Origin of the sequence: Streptomyces sp. BE303, assembly GCF_036290945.1 — a bacterium.
Classification (GTDB): Bacteria; Actinomycetota; Actinomycetes; order Streptomycetales; family Streptomycetaceae; genus Kitasatospora.
On sequence record NZ_JAQYWZ010000945.1, the window covers coordinates 116,594 to 136,241 of the forward strand.

12 protein-coding genes and 1 other RNA gene are annotated in these 19,648 nt (G+C 73.1%); 2 read left to right on the forward strand and 11 right to left on the reverse strand.

Annotated elements, in window-relative coordinates; translation table 11 throughout:
- Positions 1-83: 83 nt before the first annotated feature.
- The 5 genes from ssrA to ftsE form a co-directional block, all read right to left on the reverse strand.
- Positions 84-465, reverse strand: a transfer-messenger RNA (tmRNA) gene (ssrA, locus tag PUR56_RS39475).
- A gap of 105 nt (positions 466-570) precedes the next feature.
- Positions 571-1,047: an SsrA-binding protein SmpB gene (smpB, locus tag PUR56_RS39480; protein WP_329883580.1), complete on the reverse strand. Its 477-nt coding sequence runs from the start codon at positions 1,045-1,047 to the stop codon at positions 571-573.
- Between the two features lie 66 nt (positions 1,048-1,113).
- The gene (locus PUR56_RS39485) at positions 1,114-2,262 is read right to left on the reverse strand and encodes a S41 family peptidase (RefSeq protein ID WP_329952511.1); all 1,149 of its coding nucleotides are present in this window, start codon (positions 2,260-2,262) and stop codon (positions 1,114-1,116) included.
- 150 nt (positions 2,263-2,412) lie between these two features.
- Positions 2,413-3,324, reverse strand: a complete 912-nt coding sequence (gene ftsX, locus PUR56_RS39490) for a permease-like cell division protein FtsX (protein ID WP_329883578.1) — start codon at positions 3,322-3,324, stop codon at positions 2,413-2,415.
- A gap of 76 nt (positions 3,325-3,400) precedes the next feature.
- On the reverse strand, positions 3,401-4,090 hold the full coding sequence (gene ftsE, locus PUR56_RS39495; RefSeq protein ID WP_329883577.1) for a cell division ATP-binding protein FtsE: 690 nt from the start codon (positions 4,088-4,090) through the stop codon (positions 3,401-3,403).
- A gap of 351 nt (positions 4,091-4,441) precedes the next feature.
- On the opposite strand from ftsE, the gene PUR56_RS39500 reads away from it, so the two are divergent.
- Positions 4,442-4,636, forward strand: a complete 195-nt coding sequence (locus tag PUR56_RS39500; protein WP_329883576.1) for a hypothetical protein — start codon at positions 4,442-4,444, stop codon at positions 4,634-4,636.
- A 102-nt stretch (positions 4,637-4,738) separates the two neighbouring features.
- Here the strand turns inward: PUR56_RS39500 and prfB are convergent, their stop codons facing one another.
- The 3 genes from prfB to PUR56_RS39515 form a co-directional block, all read right to left on the reverse strand.
- Positions 4,739-5,854, reverse strand: a complete 1,116-nt coding sequence (prfB, locus tag PUR56_RS39505; RefSeq protein WP_329883744.1) for a peptide chain release factor 2 — start codon at positions 5,852-5,854, stop codon at positions 4,739-4,741.
- 148 nt (positions 5,855-6,002) lie between these two features.
- Entirely contained in the window at positions 6,003-7,262 is a 1,260-nt protein-coding gene (locus PUR56_RS39510) for a serine/threonine-protein kinase (RefSeq protein WP_329952512.1), read from the reverse strand.
- Between the two features lie 275 nt (positions 7,263-7,537).
- The gene (locus PUR56_RS39515) at positions 7,538-9,454 is read right to left on the reverse strand and encodes a serine/threonine-protein kinase (RefSeq protein ID WP_329952513.1); all 1,917 of its coding nucleotides are present in this window, start codon (positions 9,452-9,454) and stop codon (positions 7,538-7,540) included.
- Positions 9,455-9,868: 414 nt separating this feature from the next.
- Here PUR56_RS39515 and PUR56_RS39520 point away from each other — a divergent pair, with 414 nt between their 5' ends.
- A complete protein-coding gene (locus PUR56_RS39520; RefSeq protein ID WP_329952514.1) occupies positions 9,869-12,733 on the forward strand; it encodes an FtsK/SpoIIIE domain-containing protein in 2,865 nt (954 codons plus the stop codon).
- 94 nt (positions 12,734-12,827) lie between these two features.
- On the opposite strand, the gene PUR56_RS39525 is transcribed toward PUR56_RS39520, so the two are convergent.
- The 3 genes from PUR56_RS39525 to PUR56_RS39535 form a co-directional block, all read right to left on the reverse strand.
- Complete coding sequence (locus tag PUR56_RS39525; RefSeq protein WP_329952515.1) at positions 12,828-13,883, reverse strand: CU044_5270 family protein; 1,056 nt, start codon at positions 13,881-13,883, stop codon at positions 12,828-12,830.
- Entirely contained in the window at positions 13,880-14,509 is a 630-nt protein-coding gene (locus tag PUR56_RS39530) for an RNA polymerase sigma factor (protein WP_329883572.1), read from the reverse strand. Before PUR56_RS39530 ends, PUR56_RS39525 begins: the two co-directional genes overlap by 4 nt.
- Positions 14,510-14,606: 97 nt before the next feature.
- A complete protein-coding gene (locus PUR56_RS39535) occupies positions 14,607-19,553 on the reverse strand; it encodes an NAD-glutamate dehydrogenase (protein WP_329952516.1) in 4,947 nt (1,648 codons plus the stop codon).
- Between the last annotated feature and the right edge of the window lie 95 nt (positions 19,554-19,648).

Genomic DNA, 19,648 nt, shown 5'->3' on the forward strand with positions numbered 1-19,648 from the left:
GGTGGCGCGCCGCATCGGGAGCGAAAAACATGCAGGCCGCCCACCGCTGAGCGGTGGGCGGCCTGCACACTGTGAACATGGGGTGGTGGAGATGCCGGGAATCGAACCCGGGTCCAGTGGAGTGGATTCAGGACTTCTCCGAGCGCAGTCCGCTGTGATTTTCTCGGCCCTGGCAGTCACGCGGACAAGCCGCCAACAGGCCCAGCTACTGTTTGATTTCCCATCCACCCCCGCAGCCCGGGTGGACGGTTGAGTTCCCTAGATTATGCCAGGGTCCGGGTCGGGAACTCCCCGGTCTGACACCCAAGCGCTATCGGAGCTTATTAGGCAGCGAGAGCGAACTGCTGGGAATCGCTCTTAGAGTTGGCGATTATTTGTTTGCGACACGTGGTTAACGAGATCATTGCCGCGTTCCTCGGCTCGCTTCTCCTGTTTCGACTTCCCCTGTCGAAACCGATCATCCCCATGTTTTTTTGAGAAACAACAGGACGTTGACCGTCCGTGGTGCTGCCGCCATACTACGCGAGGCGACGGGCGAGGGTCCAGCCGATTAACGCCGAGCCGTCCGTGTCAGCTCTGACGCCGGCGGGCCGCCGCCACCGCGCGGGCCGTCTCGCGGGTGTCCTGCTTCTCCCTCAGGGTCTGCCGCTTGTCGTAGAGCTTCTTGCCGATCGCGAGCGCCAGTTCGAGCTTCACCCGGCCGTCCTTGAAGTACAGCGAGAGCGGGACGAGGGTGTGGCCCGCGTCCCGGACCTTCGCCTCGATCTTCTGGATCTCCATCCTGTGCAGGAGCAGCTTGCGCTTGCGCCGTGCCGCGTGGTTGGTCCACGTCCCCTGGGTGTACTCGGGGATGAAGACGTTGTCGATCCACGCCTCGTGGTTCTGGATGTACGCGTAGCCGTCGACCAGGTTGGCCCGACCCTCGCGCAGTGACTTCACCTCGGTGCCGGTGAGCACGAGACCGCACTCGTAGGTGTCGAGGATGGTGTACTCGTGTCGCGCCTTCTTGTTCTGCGCGATCAGCTTCTGTCCGGTTTCCTTTGCCATAGCGTCGGCCATTCTCGCACTTCGGGGCCGGTCGGGGCAGCCCCTTTTGGGCGCGCGCGCCGGGGTTCAGGCGCGGGTGCCCAGGCCGGCGAGCACCCGCAGGGCGAGTCCGGCGGTGTCCTCGGCGTCGGCCGCGGGCACGTCCGGGGCCAGGCCGGTGCCCTCCGGGGAGCGGCCGGCCGGGGTGAAGTAGCGGCCGACGGTCAGTTCCAGCACCGCGCCGTCGGCGAGCCGGCTGGGCTGCTGCACGGTGCCCTTGCCGAACGTCCTGCTCCCGACCACCACGGCCCGGCCGCGGTCCTGGAGCGCTCCGGTGAGCAGCTCGGCGGCGCTCATCGTGCCGCCGTCCACCAGGACGACGAGCGGTGTGCGCTGGTCCCCGCCGGGCGGGGCGGTCAGCTCGCGCGTCCCCCCGCGGTCCTGGTAGGAGCCGACCGGGCCGCCGTCCAGGAAGACCCCGGCGGTGCCGGCGGCCTCCTCGACCAGCCCGCCGGAGTTGCCGCGCAGGTCGAGCACCACCCCGGCCCGCGCGTCACGCACGGCGGCCCGGACCTGCTCGGCCACCCCGCTGGTGAAGGCCCGGACGGTGACCCGGACGACGCCGCCCGCCAGGCGTTCGGCGGCCACCTGCTGACTGTCCAGCAGGGCCCGGCGCAGGCGCACCTCGCGGACCTCGCCCTCCCCCCGCTGCACCGCCAGGACCACCTCGGAGCCGACCTGCCGCTCGCCGTCCTCGCGTCCGCGCAACCGGGCGACCACCTCGGTGACGGGCAGGTGGTCGGCCTGGTCGGCGCCGATCCGCAGCAGCCGGTCGCCGACCGCGATCCCGGCGGCGGCGGCGGGCCCGGCGGGCTGCACCCGGGAGACGGCGGTGGCGCCGTCCTGGCCGCGGCCGACCGAGAGGCCGACCCCGACGTAGCGGCCGCCCAGGCCCTGGCTGAACTCGGCGTACTCCTGCGCGCTGTAGTAGGCGCCCCAGCGGTCGCCGACCGCACCGATGAGGTGCTCGGCCTGCTGTTCGGACAGGTCGGCGCCGGCCGGGTCCTGGCCCGCCCCGAGGGTCGCGGCGGCGACCGGGGCGGTGTCCGCCGACGGCGGCCGGCCCGGCGTGCCCGGCTCCCCCCAGGCGCCGGTGGCGGCGCCGGCCAGCAGCACCACACCGAACACCAGGCTGAGGGTGGCCACCTGACGGGCCCCGCGCGGAGTTACTGGCATGGAATCGGAGTGTAGGCGCAGCGCGGAGCACACCGGGCCGGAACGGTCGGCGGCGGAACGGCGGCGGCCCCGGACGGCGCAGTGCCGTCCGGGGCCGCCGGGGCCCTCGGAGCCGTCGGGCCCGGCGCGGTGGCGGGCCTTGAGGCGGTGCTAGACCTTGAGGTACTTCCGCAGGGTGAAGAAGGCCGCGATGCCGGCCATCGCCATGCCGACCACCACCAGCAGCGGTATCACCGCCAGCACCGAGCCGAGCCCGATGAAGTTGATGAACTGGACCCGCTCGGCCAGCCAGCTGTGGACGAAGAAGTGGCCGCAGAGCAGCAGGCCGGAGGCCATCACCGCACCGAGCAGCGCGGAGAACGCGGCCTCGGCGATGAACGGCATCTGCACGTAGAAGTTCGAGGCACCGACCAGGCGCATGATGCCGGTCTCGCGCCGCCTGCTGTACGCCGACACCCGAACGGTGTTGACGATCAGCAGCAGGGCGACGAAGAGCATCAGCACCATGATCACGAACGCCGCCGTCTGCAGACCGTTCAGCAGACCGAAGAGGTTCTCCAGGATCTTCCGCTGGTCCTCGACCGACTTCACGCCGGGCTTGCCGGCGAAGGCGCTCTGGATGACGTCGTACTTGGTCGGGTCCTTGAGCTTCACCCGCCAGGACTGCGGGATGGCCTCCGGGCCGAGGACGGAGATGAGCGGGTTGTCCGGGTTCATCTCCTTCCAGTGCTTGTACGCCTCGGCGGAGTTCTCGAAGGTCGAGGACTGGACCACCGAGTCCATCTTGTCCAGCTGGGTCTTGATCTCGGCGATCTGCTGGTCGGTGGCCGCGCCCGCCTGGCACTGCGGCGAGTTGCGGGCGTCCGACTTGGTGCAGAAGTAGATGCTGACCTCGACCTTGTCGTACCAGTACCCCTTCATGGAGTTCACCTGGTCCCGGACCAGGAGCGAGGCACCGGCGAGGGCGAGGGAGAGCGCGACACTGACGACCACCGCGATGGTCATCGTCAGGTTGCGGCGGAGACCCACACCGATCTCCGACAGGACGAACTGGGCGCGCATGCGTTCAACAACTCCAGGGTCGGTACTGCTGGTCGGGCGAGGCGGGCGGGCTGCCCACGGGCTCAGCGCTGAGGGATCAGTGCTGGTATCCGTAGACGCCGCGGGCCTGGTCGCGGACCAGCAGCCCCTTGTCGAGCTCGATGACGCGCTTGCGCATCTGGTCGACGATGGCCTGGTCGTGGGTGGCCATCAGCACGGTGGTGCCGGTGCGGTTGATCCGGTCGAGCAGCTTCATGATGCCGATCGAGTTCTGCGGGTCGAGGTTGCCGGTGGGCTCGTCCGCGATCAGCAGCATCGGGCGGTTCACGAACGCCCGGGCGATCGCCACGCGCTGCTGCTCACCACCGGACAGCTCGCCCGGCATGCGGTCCTCCTTGCCGCCGAGGCCGACCAGGTCGAGCACCTCGGGCACCACCTTGTTGATGGCGCTCTTCGGCTTGCCGATCACTTCGAGGGCGAAGGCCACGTTCTGCGAGACCGTCTTGTTCGGCAGCAGGCGGAAGTCCTGGAAGACGGTGCCCAGCTGGCGGCGCATGTGCGGCACCTTCCAGTTGGAGAGCTTGCCCAGGTCCTTGCCGAGCACGTGCACCTCGCCCGTGCTGGGGCGCTCCTCGCGCAGGCAGAGGCGCAGGAAGGTGGACTTGCCCGAGCCGGACGAGCCGACCAGGAAGACGAACTCACCCTTCTCGATCTCCAGCGAGACGTTGTCCAGGGCGGGACGATTCTGCTTGGGATAGGTCTTGGAGACGTTGTCGAATCTGATCACGGCTGCATCACGGAGGCCATCCTAGGCGGCGCCAGTCCTCGGTCGGTCCACCCCTCGGCTTGCCCGGCCCAGGGGCGGGCGAGGGGAGCGAAAGGGCCGCTCCCGGCTTGGGACCATACGCGAAGCGACGCCGCGCTCGCAGGCTCGGGCCTCGACGGAACCGGAAACCTGGGGGAGAATGACCGGCTTTGCCCCGAATATTGGGAGCCATCTCACAGCCCGGGGGCCGGAATGCGGAGAACCTGGCAGAGTGGAGGTGGCGGTCGGGGTTGACCGATCCCCCGCACAGGGCACATGAAGGAACCAAGGCCCGGTCCGGTGCGTTGGCCGTAGCAGCGAGGAGGAGATCGCATGACCTGCGACCATCTGGTGTGCGCCAACTGCAACGGCCGAGTGAGCGAGGGCCGCTGCCCCACGTGCCGTGCCACCCGGGCCAGGCTGCAGGAGCAGCAGAACCCGTTCGCCGCGCTCTCCCCCGCGATGCTGCTGGCCGTCCTGGCCGGACTGCTCGCGGTGGCGCTGCTCGCGCGGCAGGCGCTGGCCTGACCGGGACGCACCACATCGGAGAGGCCCCCGACCGCTTGCCGGTCGGGGGCCTCTCCGTCTCACCTGGTCCGCGGTTCCGCTGTTGCGCGGGGAACCGCCGTCCTACTGCTGCGCGGCGGTCTCGCGCTGCTTGCGCCAGCGGATGCCGGCCTCGATGAAGCCGTCGATGTCGCCGTCCAGCACGCCCTGCGGGTTGCCGACCTCGTACTCGGTCCGGACGTCCTTGACCATCTGGTACGGGTGCAGCACGTAGGAGCGCATCTGGTTGCCCCAGGAGCTGCCGCTGTCCTTGAGGGCGTCCATCGCCGCCCGCTCCTCCTGGCGGCGCCGCTCCAGCAGCTTCGCCTGGAGGACGTTCATCGCGGACGCCTTGTTCTGGATCTGCGAGCGCTCGTTCTGGCAGGAGACCACCACGCCGGTCGGGAGGTGCGTGATGCGCACCGCCGAGTCGGTGGTGTTGACGCCCTGACCGCCCGGGCCGGACGCGCGGTACACGTCGATGCGCAGCTCGCCCTCGTCGATGTCGACGTGGTCGGACTGCTCGACGACCGGGAGCACCTCGACACCGGCGAACGAGGTCTGCCGGCGGCCCTGGTTGTCGAAGGGCGAGATGCGGACCAGGCGGTGGGTGCCCTGCTCGACCGAGAGGGTGCCGTAGGCGTACGGGGCCTTGACGGTGAAGGTGGCGGACTTGATGCCGGCCTCCTCCGCGTACGAGGTGTCGTAGACCTCGGTCGGGTAGCCGTGGCGCTCGGCCCAGCGCAGGTACATGCGCATGAGCTGCTCGGCGAAGTCGGCGGCGTCCACGCCACCGGCCTCGGCACGGATGTTGATCAGCGCCTCACGGGCGTCGTACTCGCCGGAGAGGAGGGTGCGGACCTCCAGCTCCTCGACCGCCTTGCCGACGGCCGCCAGCTCGGTCTCGGCCTCGACGCGGGTGTCCGCGTCGTTCTCGGCCTCGGCCAGTTCGAACAGGACGCCCAGGTCGTCGATGCGGCTGCGCAGGCCCTCGACCCTGCGCAGTTCACCCTGGAGGAAGGAGAGCCTGCTGGTCACCTTCTGCGCGTTCGCGAGGTCGTCCCACAGGTTGGGGGCCGCTGCCTCCTCCTCCAGGACCGCGATGTCGGCCCGGATCTTGTCCAGGTCGAGGACGGCCTCGATCGACCCCATGGTCGTTTCGAGGTTCTTGAGCTCTTCGGAAGGATCGACGGCTGCCACGCCCCCAGGGTAATGGTTCCCGGGAGGCACCGGACGACCCCGGGGGGCGTCCGGGCCCGCGAGCGCGCCGCCCGGCCCGCCCCGACGGGCCTGCGGACCGTCCCCCGGGGCCGTCCGGCTCTGCCCCGCGGGGCAGGGTCGCGGCGCCCTAGGGGGCCCGCGGCGCCGTCGGGACGACGGCCGGGCGGGGACCCGGCCCGGCGTCCGGAACGGTGGCGGCGAACGCGGTCCAGGCCGCCGCGGCGCCGGCCAGCAGCAGCACCGTGGCCAGCAGGACCGCCAGCATCCGGCGGCGGCGCAGCAGCGCCTGGCGGTCCCGGCGGTGCGCCGCACCCGGGGCGGTCCGCTGCGCCCGCGACTCGGCCGCGTACGAGGCCAGCTCGTCCGCGGAGGGGCGGCGCAGGCTGGTGTGGGTGTCCCGGGTGGAGTCCGGGGCGGCCCCCGGGACCAGCGGGACGGCCGGGCCGCGCCGCCGCTTGTGGGTGCCCGGTCCGGCGTCCACCTCGGCGTACACCGCCTCGCCCGGGGTGAGCTGCTCCTCGGCCGCCGGGCGGCCCTGCTGCGGGACGGCCAGCACCGGCAGCCCGGCCATCGCGGGCAGCTGCTCGCGCAGCCGGGTGGCCAGCTCGGCCGCGCGCAGCCGGGAGGCGGGGGCCTTGGCCAGGCACTCGGCGATGATCCGCCAGAGGCCGTCGGGCAGGCCCGGGATCGGCGGCACCTGCTCGGTGACGTGCCGGCGCAGCACCGCGCCGGTGTGGCCGCCGCCGAACGGGGTGAAGCCCGCCAGCAGCTCGTACAGCACGGTGGCGAGGGCGTAGATGTCGACGGCCGCGCGCGGTTCCAGGCCCTCGATGATCTCGGGGGCGAGGTAGTCGGGGGTGCCGATGATCCGGGTGGCACGGGTCCGGCGCGGGGCGTCGACCAGCCGGGCGACGCCGAAGTCGGTCAGCTTGGCGCGCGGGGCGCCACCGGGCCCGGGGGCTGCGGAGAGGTCGAGCAGGACGTTCTCCGGCTTGACGTCGCGGTGCACGATGCCGGCCGCGTGGGCGGCGGCCAGGCCGTCGGCGACGTCCGCGATGACCGAGACGGCGGTCTGCGGGGCGAGCGCGCCGTCCCGTTCCAGCCGGGACCGCAGGTCGGTGCCCTGGACCAGCTCCATGACGAGCGCGAGGTCGTTGCCGTCGACCACCATGTCGCGCACGCCGACCACCCGGGGGTGGTCGAGGCTGGTGAGCGCCGCGCGTTCCTGCACGAAACGGCCGACCAGCACCTGGTCGGCCGCGAGGTCCTCGCGGAGCAGCTTGACCGCGACCGGGCCGTCCGGGCCCTCACCGAGCCAGACCGTCCCGGCCGAGCCCCGGCCGATCACCTGGTGGACGGTGTAGCGGCTGCCGATCTTGCGTGCCAATGCTGCTCCGTGGGCGGCGGGAGCGTCCCGGGAGGGTGCGGGGCGCTCGGTGGGGCGGGACAACAGCGACCAACCTACGCGTCCGGGCGCCCTCCGGGGGCCGCCTGACGGTGCTCGGCGGGTACTGGGGGCCGAGAAATCTTGTGAATTATCGACATAGCGTCAATCCCGTTGCCGGTCGGGCCCGCGGCACCGACCCCGACGGGGCCGGTGGCCGGCGGCCCCGTCGTCGGCCCCGCGGGCCCCGCCCCGGGCCGGCCTCCCCGGGCCGGCCGTCAGTTCTTCGAGTTGCCGAACAGGTGGCTCACCCAGTCGCTCGCGTCGGAGAACCAGCCCTGCACGCTGTCCCAGTACTCCGGCAGCGGGGTGAAGTTCCACAGCGCCACCGCGGCCACCGCCAGGACCAGCAGCACCATCAGACAGCCCTTCAGGCAGCCGAGGCCCGGGATGTACATCCGGTTGCGGCTGCGCGGACGCCGTTCGCGGGCGGGCGCCGCCTCCCGGCGGGACGGCTCCTGCGGCGGCTCGGCCCGGCGCTGCGGAGGCTCACGGCGCTGGGGGGCGGGCGGCTCCGCCCGGCGCGGGGGCGCCGGCGGGGCGGACTGCTGCGGCGCCGGACGGTGACCGCCCTGCGGGCCGGCCGGGGCCTGCTGCCCGTACGGCTGGGGCGGCTGTCCGTGCGGCGGCCGGCCGCCCTGCGGGGCCTGGTTGTGCTGCGGCGGCCGGTTGTAGCCGCCGGGCGGCTGCGGACGACCCGCCGGAGGTGCCTGGTAGGGCGGCGGCGCGACCGGCGGACGCTGGGCGTAGCCCGGCGGCGGGGCCTGCCGGTAGCCGCCCGGCTGCTGCGGGGCCTGCTGCGGCGCCTGGTGGCCCTGCGGCGGGCCGGGCGGGCGCCCGCCGGCCTGGTACGGCGCCGGGGCGACCGGCGGGGCGTCGAAGTCCTCGGGGGCGAAGTAGCTGACCTCGGTCTGCTGGTTGCGGTCGCGGGCCGCGCGCAGCTGGGTCTGCCACGGGTGCGGCGCCTCGGGCTGCGGCGGGCCGGGCGGGGGCGGCGGCACGGGCGGCATCATCCGGGTCGCGGCGGCCGGGTCGTACGGGGGCGGCTGGGTGCCCATCACCCGCGTCGCGGCCGCCGGGTCGTACTCCTGGCCGGGCTGGCCGAACTGACCGGGCTGGCCCGGCTGGCCTGCCGGGAGCACCTGGGTGCGGTCCTCGGCACCGGGCGCGCCGAACGGTCCGCCCGGCACCCCCATCGGGGCGCCCGGCACCGGGGCGGGCTGCCGGTCCGGCTGGAGCAGGGCACCGACGGCCAGCGCCGCGTCCACCGCCGCCGGGGAGGCGTGCACGCCCACCCCGGCCGCGACCACGCGCAGCGCGCGGGCCAGCGTCACGGCACTCGGCCGCTGCGCCGGGTCCTTGCGCAGGCAGCGCTCGATCACCGTCCAGAGCGGCTCGGGCATCGTGGACGGACGCTGCGGCTCCTGGGCGAGGTGGGCCTGGAGCACGGCCAGCGGGTTGTCGCCCTGGAACGGCTGGCGGCCGGTGACCAGCTCGTACAGCATGATCCCGGCGCCGTAGACGTCCACCGCGGAGGTCTGCGGGCGGCCCTCCGCGGACTCCGGGGCGACGTAGGCCGGGGTGCCGACGAACTCGTGGCTGCGGGTGATGCCCGGGGAGTCGGCGAGCCGGGCGATGCCGAAGTCGGTCAGCATCGGGTGCATCTGCTCGGTGCCGTCCACGACGGCGGTCGCGAGCAGGACGTTGGCCGGCTTGAGGTCCCGGTGGACGATGCCGTCGGCGTGGCTGACGGCCAGCGCGTCGGCGACCTGGGCCATCAGCAGGGCCCCGGCGATCGGGCTGAACGGGCCGTTGCCGCGCAGGTAGCGGGCCAGGTCGGGGCCGTCGATCAGGTCCATCACCAGGGCGAGCAGCTCGCCCTCGACGACCAGGTCGCGGACCTTGACGATGTTCGGGTGGGTGAGCCGGACCAGGACCGAGCGCTCGCGCAGGAAGCGCATCACGACGTCGGGGTCGGCGGCGAGCTCCTCGCGCAGCACCTTGATCGCGACCGACTGCCCCGGCTCGCTGCCGGGCACGGCGACGTCGGCGCGGACCCGTCCGCGCCAGACGGTGCCGGTGGCCCCCCGCCCGAGGGTCTCCTCAAGCACATACTTGCTGCCGACTGGCCGCACCTGTCGCACTCCTCGCCGTGCCGCCCGCGCGGGGCGCTCCCCCGCAGGTGCGGTGAGCCTGCCGGGCCCGTGTTTCCGGCCACTCTAACGGTGTCCGTTCATGTTTTTGAGGCGACCGGCGAGGGGGTTCGCCCGGGTTGGGGGACATCCCCCGGGGGACGACCCGGAGGCCTCCGGCCGCGTTCGCCCCGGCCGCGGGCAGGGCGGCGGTTGACCTGACCCTCCGTCGCCTCCACCATGGCGATGATCGCAAGATCGTCAGATCCGGTACCGTGCGCGGACTGTCCGTGACGGATGGCAGGATGACAGTCGCCACTCTTGTGGCCCATGCGGTGCCGGCCACGCCGACGTCACTCGCGGCGGGCCGGGGCAGCGGCACCAGGCGTCACACCAGCAGAAGGGACCGCGGGCGAGATGCAGATCCGGCTGACCGTCCTCCGACCGCGCAGCGGACCGGCAGTCGCCGGCTCCGCCATCCCCTACGTCGACGTGCTGGTCACCGCGCCCGTCGGCACCGCGCTCGGATCCCTCGCGGGCGCGCTCGCGGGCGCCGTGGGCGTGCGCGGCCCGCGGGCCGCCACCCACGTGCACCTGTACGCCGGGGCGCACCGGGTGGACGAGCACACGCTGCTCGGCCACCCCCCGCTGCTGGACGGCGCCGTCCTCAGCCTCAACGAACCCGACCCGACCGCCGACGACCCCGACGACGGCCCGGCCGCCGCCGAGCTCCGGGTGGTCGGCGGCCCCGACGCCGGCGGCGTGCACCGCCTGCACGGCCGGGAGATCCGGGTCGGCCGTTCGGGCGAGGCCGACGTCCCGATCGACGACCCGGACGTCTCCCGGCTCCACCTCTCCCTGCACCTCGCCGACGACGGCACGGTGACCGTCCGCGACCTCGGCTCGACCAACGGCACCACCGTGGACGGCCGGATCGTGCCGCCCGGCCCGCCCGAGGAGGCCGTCCCGCTCGACGGCACCGGACTGCTCCGGATCGGCGAGTCCACCCTCCGGGTCACCGGCCCGGAGGCCGGGGACGCCGCCGGGGCGCCCGCCCGCGCCGCGCTCCCCGACGGCCACGGCCACCTCCAGCTCGCCGCCCCCGCGCCCGTCCGCCCCGCGCCGCCCGCCGCCGAACCGCCCGCCGCGCCGGAGCCGCCCACCGGCCGGGGCCGCGGCCTGCTCTCGCTCCGGCTCGGCCGCACCGCCGCCGAGCCGCCCGGCCAGGAGAGCGCCGAGCGCCACCACGCCGCCGTCCGCACCCGGCAGGCCGCCGCCCAGCGCGAGCGCTGGCCCGACCTCGCCACCCTGCTGCTCAACGCGCTCGGCCCCGGCCCCCGGCTCTGGGAGCGCGGCCCCGGCCACCCCGACGCGCTCACCCTGCGGCTCGGCACCGCCGACCGGCCCGGCGGCCCCGGCACCTCCCCCGGCACCGTGCTGCCCGCCGTCCCGGTCACGCTCGACCTGCAGACCGCCGGGAGCCTCGGCCTCAGCGGACCGCGCGACCGGCTCGACGCGCTCACCCGCGCCGTCGTCGCCCAGCTCGCGGCGCTGCACCCGCCGACCGGGCTCAGCCTCGTCGTGGTCGACACCGACCCGGCCCGCGCCCCGCAGGACCGCGCCGACACCTGGGCCTGGGCGCTCTGGCTGCCCCACCTGCGCCCCACCGACGGCCAGGACTGCCGGCTGCTGCTCGGCCTCGACGACGACCAGGCCACCGCCCGGCTCACCGAGCTCACCACCCGCCTCACCGGCCCGACCGGTCTCGGCGGCCACCCCGCCACCGTCGTGGTGGTCGACGGGCGCCCGAACAGCCAGGCCGCCCGGCAGGCCCTCGACCTGCTGTTGCGACAGGGCCCGGCCGTCGGCATCTTCCCGGTCTGCCTCGCCGAACAGCCCGAACTGCTGCCCCGCGGCATCGGCGCCACCGCCCTGATCACCGGCGAGGTCGGCACCCAGCTCTCGCTCGACCGGCCGGTCGCCCGCGGCCGGGAGACCCTGCACGAGGTCTCCCTCGACGCGGTCTCGGACGCCTGGGCCGAACGGCTCGCCCGCGTCCTCGCCCCGCTGCGCGAGGCCGCACCCGTCACCCGCGGCCCGCTCCCGGACGCCCTGCGCCTGCTCGACCTGCTCCAGCTCGACACCGTCACCCCCGCCAAGCTCTCCGCCCGCTGGGACGCGCACGCCGGCGGCATCGGCGCCGCCACCGCCCTGCTCGGCACCACGCGCGACGAGCTCTGCACCCTCGACCTCGCCGACCCGGAGCTCACCCTCCCGTCCCCCGACCCGGGCGGCCCGCACCTGCTGGTCGGCGGCGCGCGCGGCTCCGGCAAGACCGAGCTGCTGCGGACCCTGATCGCCTCGCTGGCGGTCTCCGAGCGCCCCGAGCGGCTGGCCGTCACCGTCGTCGAGGGCCGGGCCGGCGAGGACGGCCTCGCCGGGTGCACCGAGCTGCCGCACGTCACCGGGCTGGTCAACGCCGCCACCGACCCGCGCGCGGCGCTGCTCGCCGCCGAGGCGCTGGAGGACGAGCTGGTGCTGCGCGAGCGGCTCTTCGACGGGCTGGACTTCGCCTCCTGGCACGCCACCCGCATCCTCGACGGGGGGCTCGACGACACCCTCCACGCCGACCGGCCGGCCGTCCCCGTCCCCGTCCCCGTCCCCGTCCCCGCCGTCGTCGGTGCGGGCGGCACGCCGTCCGTGCCCCGGATCGTCCAGCCCCGCAGCTCCGAACCGCCGGCGCCGCCCGCCGCGCCGGCCGCACCCGCCGGCCCGGTCCCGGCCCGGCTCGTCGTCGTGGTCGACGACTACGACGCGCTGCTCTCCCCCACCTCCCCGGCCGGCCGGCCGCTCGCCCGGGCACTGGCCGCCGTCGCCCGGCGCGGCGGCCCGCTCGGCGTCCACCTCGCGGTGGCCACCGGACGCCCGGAGGAGAGCGCCGGCACCGAGGTCGACGAGGCCGCCCTGCTGCGGATCGCGCTGCGCACCGACGACCCGGCCGACTCCGACCTGCTCATCCACCTCGGCGACGCCGCCGCGCTGCCGGACTCCACCCCGGGCCGCGGCTACCTGCGGCTGCCGGACGGCGGCGTGACCGCGTTCCAGACCGCCCGGATCAGCGGCCGCATCCCGCGCACCGCCACCCTGCGGCCCACCGTCGTCGCGATCGACCCGCTCCAGCTGGGGGCGCCGCCGGCCCGTCGTCCGGTGCGCGAGCTGGGCAACGGGCCGACCGACCTCGCCCTGCTCGCCAGCGCGCTGCAGCGGGCGGCCGGGCGCTGACCCCACGGGCACGCCGGGCACCAGGGGCACCGGGCACCGAAAACGGCTGTGGGGCCCGCTTCCACCGGGCCCCACAGCTTCACTGACGACGCGATCAGGCGTTCTTCTGCTTCGGCTCCTCACCGGCCTGGGCGGTGACCGTGCGGCCCAGCACCGCCGAGTGCCCGGACACCGTGCCCGGCTTGCCCAGGTCGCTGCCCTCGCCGACGACGACCAGACGCTCGCCGAGGAACTCGTGGGTCTTCGGGTCGAAGATCCACTCGCTCCGGACGCCGCCGTCCACGTGCGCCACGGCCACACCGTGCCGGCCCGACGCGTCCACCGAGTCGTCGATCACGGTGACCCCGGGGATCTTCGCCGCCGCCCGGTAGAGCGCGGCGCTGACCGCCGGCGGCGCCAGCTGCTCGCGCAGCAGGTCGCCGATGGTCGTGAAGGCCTCCTGGTCGGGGGTCCGGCCCTGGCCCTTGGTCTCCGTGTAGATCTTCTTCAGCAGCGCGTCCGGGTCGGTCGGCAGTCCGGCCAGGTACGCGTACGTCGGAGCGTTCAGGCTCGGCTTGGTGGTCGGGTCGACCCACTCGCCGCCGTCGGTGCGCGGCGCGGGACGCGTGTCCCCGGGCTTGCGCTCGCCCGTCTCGTGGGACCTCCCCTCCTCCTTCAGCACGCCCCACTGGCTGCCGTCCGCCGAGAGCCAGATCTGACGGCGGTGCGGCTTGTCGATGGTCGACTCGCCGGTGGCCAGGTTGACGGTGGCGAAGGAGACCAGGCTGTCCACGTAGACGAACTGGTTCTTGCCGGGCTTCTGGTCGGGCTTGCCGGCCGCGGTGTCGGCGACCTGCGTCAGCAGCTGCACGGCGGCGGCCGGGGCCGCGTTCAGCGTGGTGTCCCCGGTGGTCCGGCTCTGGACCTGCTGCTGCTTCTGCGGGCTGCCCTCACCGCCGCCCGCCGTCAGCACCACCGCCAGCGCCAGACCGCCCGCCAGGGCAGGAACCGCCACCCAGCCGAGCTTTCCGCGTCGGACCCGCGCGGGCTTCGTCTCCCGGATCTCACTCATCAGATGTCCCCTCAACAGCCGGTGACGGTCGGCAGAGAGTTCGGGCCGCGCCGGCGGCGGCAACAGCCGCGCCAGCTCCGCACGTTCGTGCTCGTTCATCGGTTCGTCTCCCGTGTCGACCGGGCCGCATCGACGCGGCCACCCCGTACCTGTCCGACCTCCGCGCGGAGTTCCCGTCCACTTCCGAGCTCTTCCTCCGCCAGCGCACGCAGTTTGGTGCGGGCGCGCGAGAGCCGCGAACGCACCGTCCCGATCGGCACCCCGAGGGCCTCCGCGGCGCTCGCGTAGTCCAGCCCGGCCCAGACGCAGAGGCCGAACACGTCCCGCTCGGCCTTCCGCAACCGGACCAGGGCGCGCCGGGCGGCGGCCAGCTGGGCGCTGTCGTCGAGGCGCCCGACCAGCTCGTCGGCGAAGTCCGGCACCACGTCGCGCTCCGGCAACCGCTCCATCGCGGCCCGGTGCCGCCGGGCCGCACGGGCCGTGTTGCGCAGCACGTTGGCGGCGACCCCGAACAGCCAGGGGCGCACCGACTCGTCGCCCTCGTGCAGTCTGTGGCGCAGCCGCCACGCCTCCAGGAAGGTCAGCTGGACGACGTCCTCCGCGACCGCCCAGTCCCCCGACACCCGCACCGCGTACCGGTACAGGTCACCCGCCGTCTCGTCGAACAGCTCCCCGAACGCCCACTGGTCCCCGCTCCTCAACCGACCCCGCTGTGACAGCTCCACACCCCCACCTGTCCGCACCGGCCCACCGGGTTCCCGGACAGCACAACACGGCGGGCCGCGTCCGAGGACGCGGGCCCGCCGTGTGAACAGCCGTCCGTCAGCGCATCGAGCCCGTGCGGAGCAGGGTGCGGATGACGCGCATCGCGACCGAGAGGCTGGACAGCTCGTAGTTGTCCGAACCCCTTATGTCGTCGAGGGTGCTCTTGGCGCGGTTCAGCAGGGTGGAGTTGAGGTCCGCCCAGTCGCTGTAGCGCTCCTCGGGGGTGGCGCCGTCGGGGCCGCAGGCCAGGATGTCGGCGGTCAGCGCCGCGTGGGCCGCGAAGAGGTCCTCGCGGATGGCGGCACGGGCCATCGACGACCAGCGGTCCGTCCGGGGCAGCTCGATGATGCGGTCGAGCAGGTGGGTGATCTGCAGGCGGTCGGCGAGGTCGTAGTAGAGCTCGGCGACATCGGCGACGTCCTTGCCGGACCGGTCCGCGACCTCGGTGATGTCCAGGGTCGGGAAGGTCGAGGAGAGGCCCGCGATCCGGGTGGCGAGCGCCTCCGGCACGCCGGCCTCGGCCAGCTCGTTGTAGATCGACTCGAACCAGGCGAGGTCCTCGCCGCGGAGCGGCTTGGGCAGCGAGCCCCAGACCTGGTTGACCCGGTCGTGGAAGAACTCGATGGTGCCGGCGATGTCCAGCGGCTGGCGCCGGTTGTTGAGCATCCACCGGGTGGCGCGCTCGACCAGGCGGCGCGAGTGCAGGCGCATCTTGGTCTGGGCACGGGCCGGGACCTGGTTGTCCAGTGCCTCGATCTCGCCCCAGATCTCCTCCAGGCCGAAGACGGCCCGCGCGGCGGTGTGCGTCCGGGCGATCTCCTCGTAGGTGGCGCCGGTCTCCTCCTTCAGGCGGAAGGCGAAGGTGCAGCCACCGCGGTTGATCGTGTCGTTGACGATCAGCGTGGTGATGATCTCGCGGCGCAGGGCGTGCTGGTCGATCTGCTCGGCGAACCGGGTCCGCAGCGCGCTCGGGAAGTAGTCGTGCAGCGCGGTGCGGAAGAACGGGTCGTCGGGCAGCTCGGTGGCGAGCAGCTCGTCGGCCAGGGTGATCTTGGTGTAGGCGAGCAGCACCGACATCTCCGGCTGGGACAGGCCCCGGCCGTTCTGCTGGCGCTCGCGGATCTGCCGCTCGGCGGGCAGGAACTCCAGGCCCCGGTCGAGCTGGCCGGCCGACTCCAGGCGGTTGATCATCCGGGAGTGGACGTTGACCATGCTGTGCGCCTGGGCGACGGCGTTGGCCAGCACCACGTTCTGCGCGTAGTTGTTGCGCAGCACGAGGTGGCCGACCTCGTCGGTCATCTCGGCGAGCAGGGTGTTGCGCTGCTTCACCGTCATGTCGCCGTCGCCGACGACCTGGTTGAGCAGGATCTTGATGTTGACCTCGTGGTCCGAGGTGTCCACGCCGGCCGAGTTGTCGATGGCGTCGGTGTTGATCCAGCCGCCGCCGGCCTGCGGGCCGCCGGTCGCCGCGTACTCGATGCGGCCGAGCTGGGTGCAGCCGAGGTTGCCGCCCTCACCGATGACGCGGGCGCGGACCTGCTCGCCGTTGACCCGGATCGCGTCGTTGGCCTTGTCGCCGACCTCGGCGTTGGTCTCGGTGGAGGCCTTGATGTAGGTGCCGATGCCGCCGTTCCAGAACAGGTCGACGGGCGCCTGCAGGACGGCCTTCATGAGCTCGGCGGGGGTCAGCTTGGAGGCCGTGATGCCGAGGCGCTCGCGGACCTGCGCGGAGACCGGGATGGACTTGGCGCTGCGCGGGAAGACCCCGCCGCCGGGCGAGATCAGCGACTTGTCGTAGTCGTCCCAGGAGCTGCGGGGCAGCTCGAAGAGGCGGCGGCGCTCGGCGTAGGAGGCGGCCGCGTCCGGGCTGGGGTCGAGGAAGATGTGCCGGTGGTCGAAGGCGGCGACCAGGCGGATGTGCTCGCTGAGCAGCATGCCGTTGCCGAAGACGTCGCCGGACATGTCACCGATGCCGATGACGCTGAAGTCCTCGGACTGGGTGTCGACGCCGAGTTCGCGGAAGTTGCGCTTGACGGACTCCCAGGCGCCGCGGGCGGTGATGCCCATGCCCTTGTGGTCGTAGCCGGCCGAGCCGCCGGAGGCGAACGCGTCGCCCAGCCAGAAGCCGTACGCCTCGGCGACGCCGTTCGCGATGTCGGAGAAGGTCGCGGTGCCCTTGTCCGCGGCGACGACCAGGTAGGTGTCGTCCTCGTCGTGGCGGACCACGTCGGCCGGGTGGACGACCTCGCCGCCGACCAGGTTGTCGGTGATGTCCAGCAGCGCCGAGATGAACGTCTTGTAGGACGAAACACCCTCGGCGAGCCAGGCGTCGCGGTCCACCGACGGGTCCGGCAGCTGCTTGGCGACGAAGCCGCCCTTGGCGCCGACCGGCACGATGACGGTGTTCTTCACCATCTGCGCCTTGACCAGGCCGAGGATCTCGGTCCGGAAGTCCTCACGCCGGTCGGACCAGCGCAGACCGCCGCGGGCGACCTTGCCGAAGCGCAGGTGCACGCCCTCGACCTGGGGCGAGTAGACCCAGATCTCGAACGCCGGACGCGGGGCCGGCAGGTCCGGGATGGCCTTCGGGTCGAACTTCATCGACACGTACGAGTGCCACTCGCCCGCGCTGTCGTGCTGGAAGAAGTTGGTCCGCAGGGTGGCCTTGATCAGGTGGAGGAAGGAACGCAGGATGCGGTCCTCGTCCAGGGAGACGACCTCGTCCAGCGCGCCGGACAGCTCCTCCAGGATGCCCTCGGTCAGTTCGAGGGCGCCCTGCTGGTGGCTGGGGCTCAGCCGGGCCTCGAAGAGGTTCACCAGCAGGCGGGTGGTGTGGGTGTTGTTGCGGAGCGCGTCCTCCATGTAGTCCTGGGAGAACGTGGAGCCCGCCTGGCGCAGGTACTTGGCGTACGTGCGCAGCATCATCGCCTGGCGCCAGGTCAGCCCGCCGGTCAGGACCAGCTCGTTGAAGCCGTCGTTCTCGGCCTTGCCCGTCCAGGTGGCGGCGAAGGTCTCCTGGAACCGCTCGCGCGCCTCGTCGGTCAGTTCGACCGCCTCGCGCAGCCGCAGACCGAAGTCGTAGACCCAGGCGGTGGTGTGGTCGGAACGGGTCAGCGCGTAGGGGTGCTCGTCCAGCACCTCGACGCCGAGCCGCTGGAGGACCGGCAGGACCTCGGTGAGCGAGATCGGGCCGCCCACCCGGTAGATCTTGAAGCGGCGCTCGTCGTCGCCCGCGCCGACCGGCTGGTACAGGTTGAGGCGGAAGTCGCCCTCGCCGTGCAGCGACTCGATCTGCTTGAGGTCGGCGACGGCGGTGCGCGCGGTGAAGTCGGCGCGGTAGCCGTCGGGGAAGGCGTTGGCGTACTTGCGGGACAGCTCCGCGGCCCTCTCCTCGCCCAGCTCGACGTGCAGCTGGTCGTTGAAGCCGTCCATCCAGAACCGGGCGGCCTCGGCCAGCCTGGCCTCGATCCGCTCGACCTCGGCGTCGCTCAGGTGCGGCAACTCGCTGCCCGGGGTCACCCGGACCACGAAGTGCAGTCGGGTCAGCACGGACTCCGTCGACCAGACCGTGTAGTCGATCGAGGCGCCGTTGAGCTCCTGCATCAGGAGGTCCATCAGGCGCAGCCGGATGCGGGTGGTGTAGCGGTCGCGCGGCAGGTAGACCAGCGCGGAGAAGTAGCGCCCGTACTCGTCCTGGCGCAGGAAGAGCCGCAGCTTCCGGCGTTCCTGCAGGTAGAGCACGCTGGTGGCGATCTGGAGCAGTTCGCCGGCCGGGGTCTGGAAGATCTCGTCCCGCGGGAAGGTCTCCAGGATCTGGAGCAGGTCGCGGCCGTCGTGGCTCTCGGTGGAGAAGCCGGACTCGGCGATGACGTCCTGGACCTTGCGGCGGACCACGGGGATGCGGCTGACCGACTCGGTGTACGCGGCGGCCGAGAACAGGCCGAGGAAACGGCGCTCGCCGACGACCACTCCGTTGGCGTCGAACTTCTTCACGCCGACGTAGTCGAGGTAGGACGGGCGGTGCACGGTGGCGCGGCTGTTGGCCTTGGTCAGGACGAGCAGCTTCTTCTCGTGCGCCTTGGCGCGGACCGGCGCGGAGAGCCGGCCGAAGGCCTCGCTGACGGCGTGGTGCTGGTCGTCGTGGCCGATCGGGTCGGAGCGCAGGATGCCGAGGCCGGTCCCGGCGACGGCCTTGAGGACCTCCTCGCCCTCGTGCTCGACCAGGTCGTACTCGCGGTAGCCGAGGAAGGTGAAGTGGTCGTCGGCGAGCCAGCGCATCAGCTCCCAGGCCTCGCCGACCTCCTGCTCGGGAAGGCCGGTCGGGGGCTGCTCGGCGAGCTCGTCGGCGAGGCGGAGCGCGGAGTCGCGCATCTTGCCCCAGTCCTCGACGACCTCGCGGACGTCCCCGAGCACGCGGCGCAGGTCGGTCTCGATCGCGCGCAGGTCCGCGCGGTCGGTCTCGCGGTCGACCTCGATGTGCATCCACGACTCGACGATCGCGTCGGCCGGCCACTCGGCACCGGCGGCCTGGCTGCGGGCGCAGGCGTCGACGTCGAGGATCTCCAGCAGCTTGCCGGTGATGTCGCGGCGGACCACCAGCTGCGGGTGGATGACGACGTGGATCGCCCGGTCCTGGCGGGACAGCTCGTTGGTGACCGAGTCGACCAGGAAGGGCATGTCGTCGGTGACGACCTCGACCACGGTGTGGCCGCAGGACCAGCCGTTCTCCTCCACCGAGGGGGTGTGCACCCGCACCTCGGCGGTGCCCTGCGGCCGCTTGAGGCCGAGGCGGTAGTGGGAGGCGGCCGCGCCGTACACGTCGACCGGGTCGCGGTCGACCAGGTCCTCGGGCGCGGTGTGGAGGTAGTAGTGGTGCAGGTATGCGGTCAGAGCGCCGTTGCTCAGACCCTCCCCCGGCGCCGCTCCCCCCACCTGGCTGTTCTCAGCGGCTGCTGCTGCCTTCCTGAGCAGTTCGGCCTTGGCTGCGTCCAGCTTGGTCTGCATGACTTCATGGCTCCTGTCGCGCGCCGTTGCGTGACTCGGTGGTGTGTGGGTGTGCACCGCCGGGTCTTCCGCAATCCTGCCGCACCCTCCAGCTG

Excerpts from the sequence above, each read along its gene's own strand:
- PUR56_RS39535 (WP_329952516.1), bottom strand. The coding sequence starts at position 19,553 with ATGCAGACCAAGCTGGACGCAGCCAAGGCCGAACTGCTCAGGAAGGCA.
- PUR56_RS39525 (WP_329952515.1), bottom strand. The coding sequence starts at position 13,883 with ATGAACGAGCACGAACGTGCGGAGCTGGCGCGGCTGTTGCCGCCGCCG.
- ftsX (WP_329883578.1), bottom strand. The coding sequence starts at position 3,324 with ATGCGCGCCCAGTTCGTCCTGTCGGAGATCGGTGTGGGTCTCCGCCGC.
- PUR56_RS39500 (WP_329883576.1), top strand. The coding sequence starts at position 4,442 with ATGACCTGCGACCATCTGGTGTGCGCCAACTGCAACGGCCGAGTGAGC.
- smpB (WP_329883580.1), bottom strand. The coding sequence starts at position 1,047 with ATGGCAAAGGAAACCGGACAGAAGCTGATCGCGCAGAACAAGAAGGCG.
- PUR56_RS39520 (WP_329952514.1), top strand. The coding sequence starts at position 9,869 with ATGCAGATCCGGCTGACCGTCCTCCGACCGCGCAGCGGACCGGCAGTC.
- PUR56_RS39485 (WP_329952511.1), bottom strand. The coding sequence starts at position 2,262 with ATGCCAGTAACTCCGCGCGGGGCCCGTCAGGTGGCCACCCTCAGCCTG.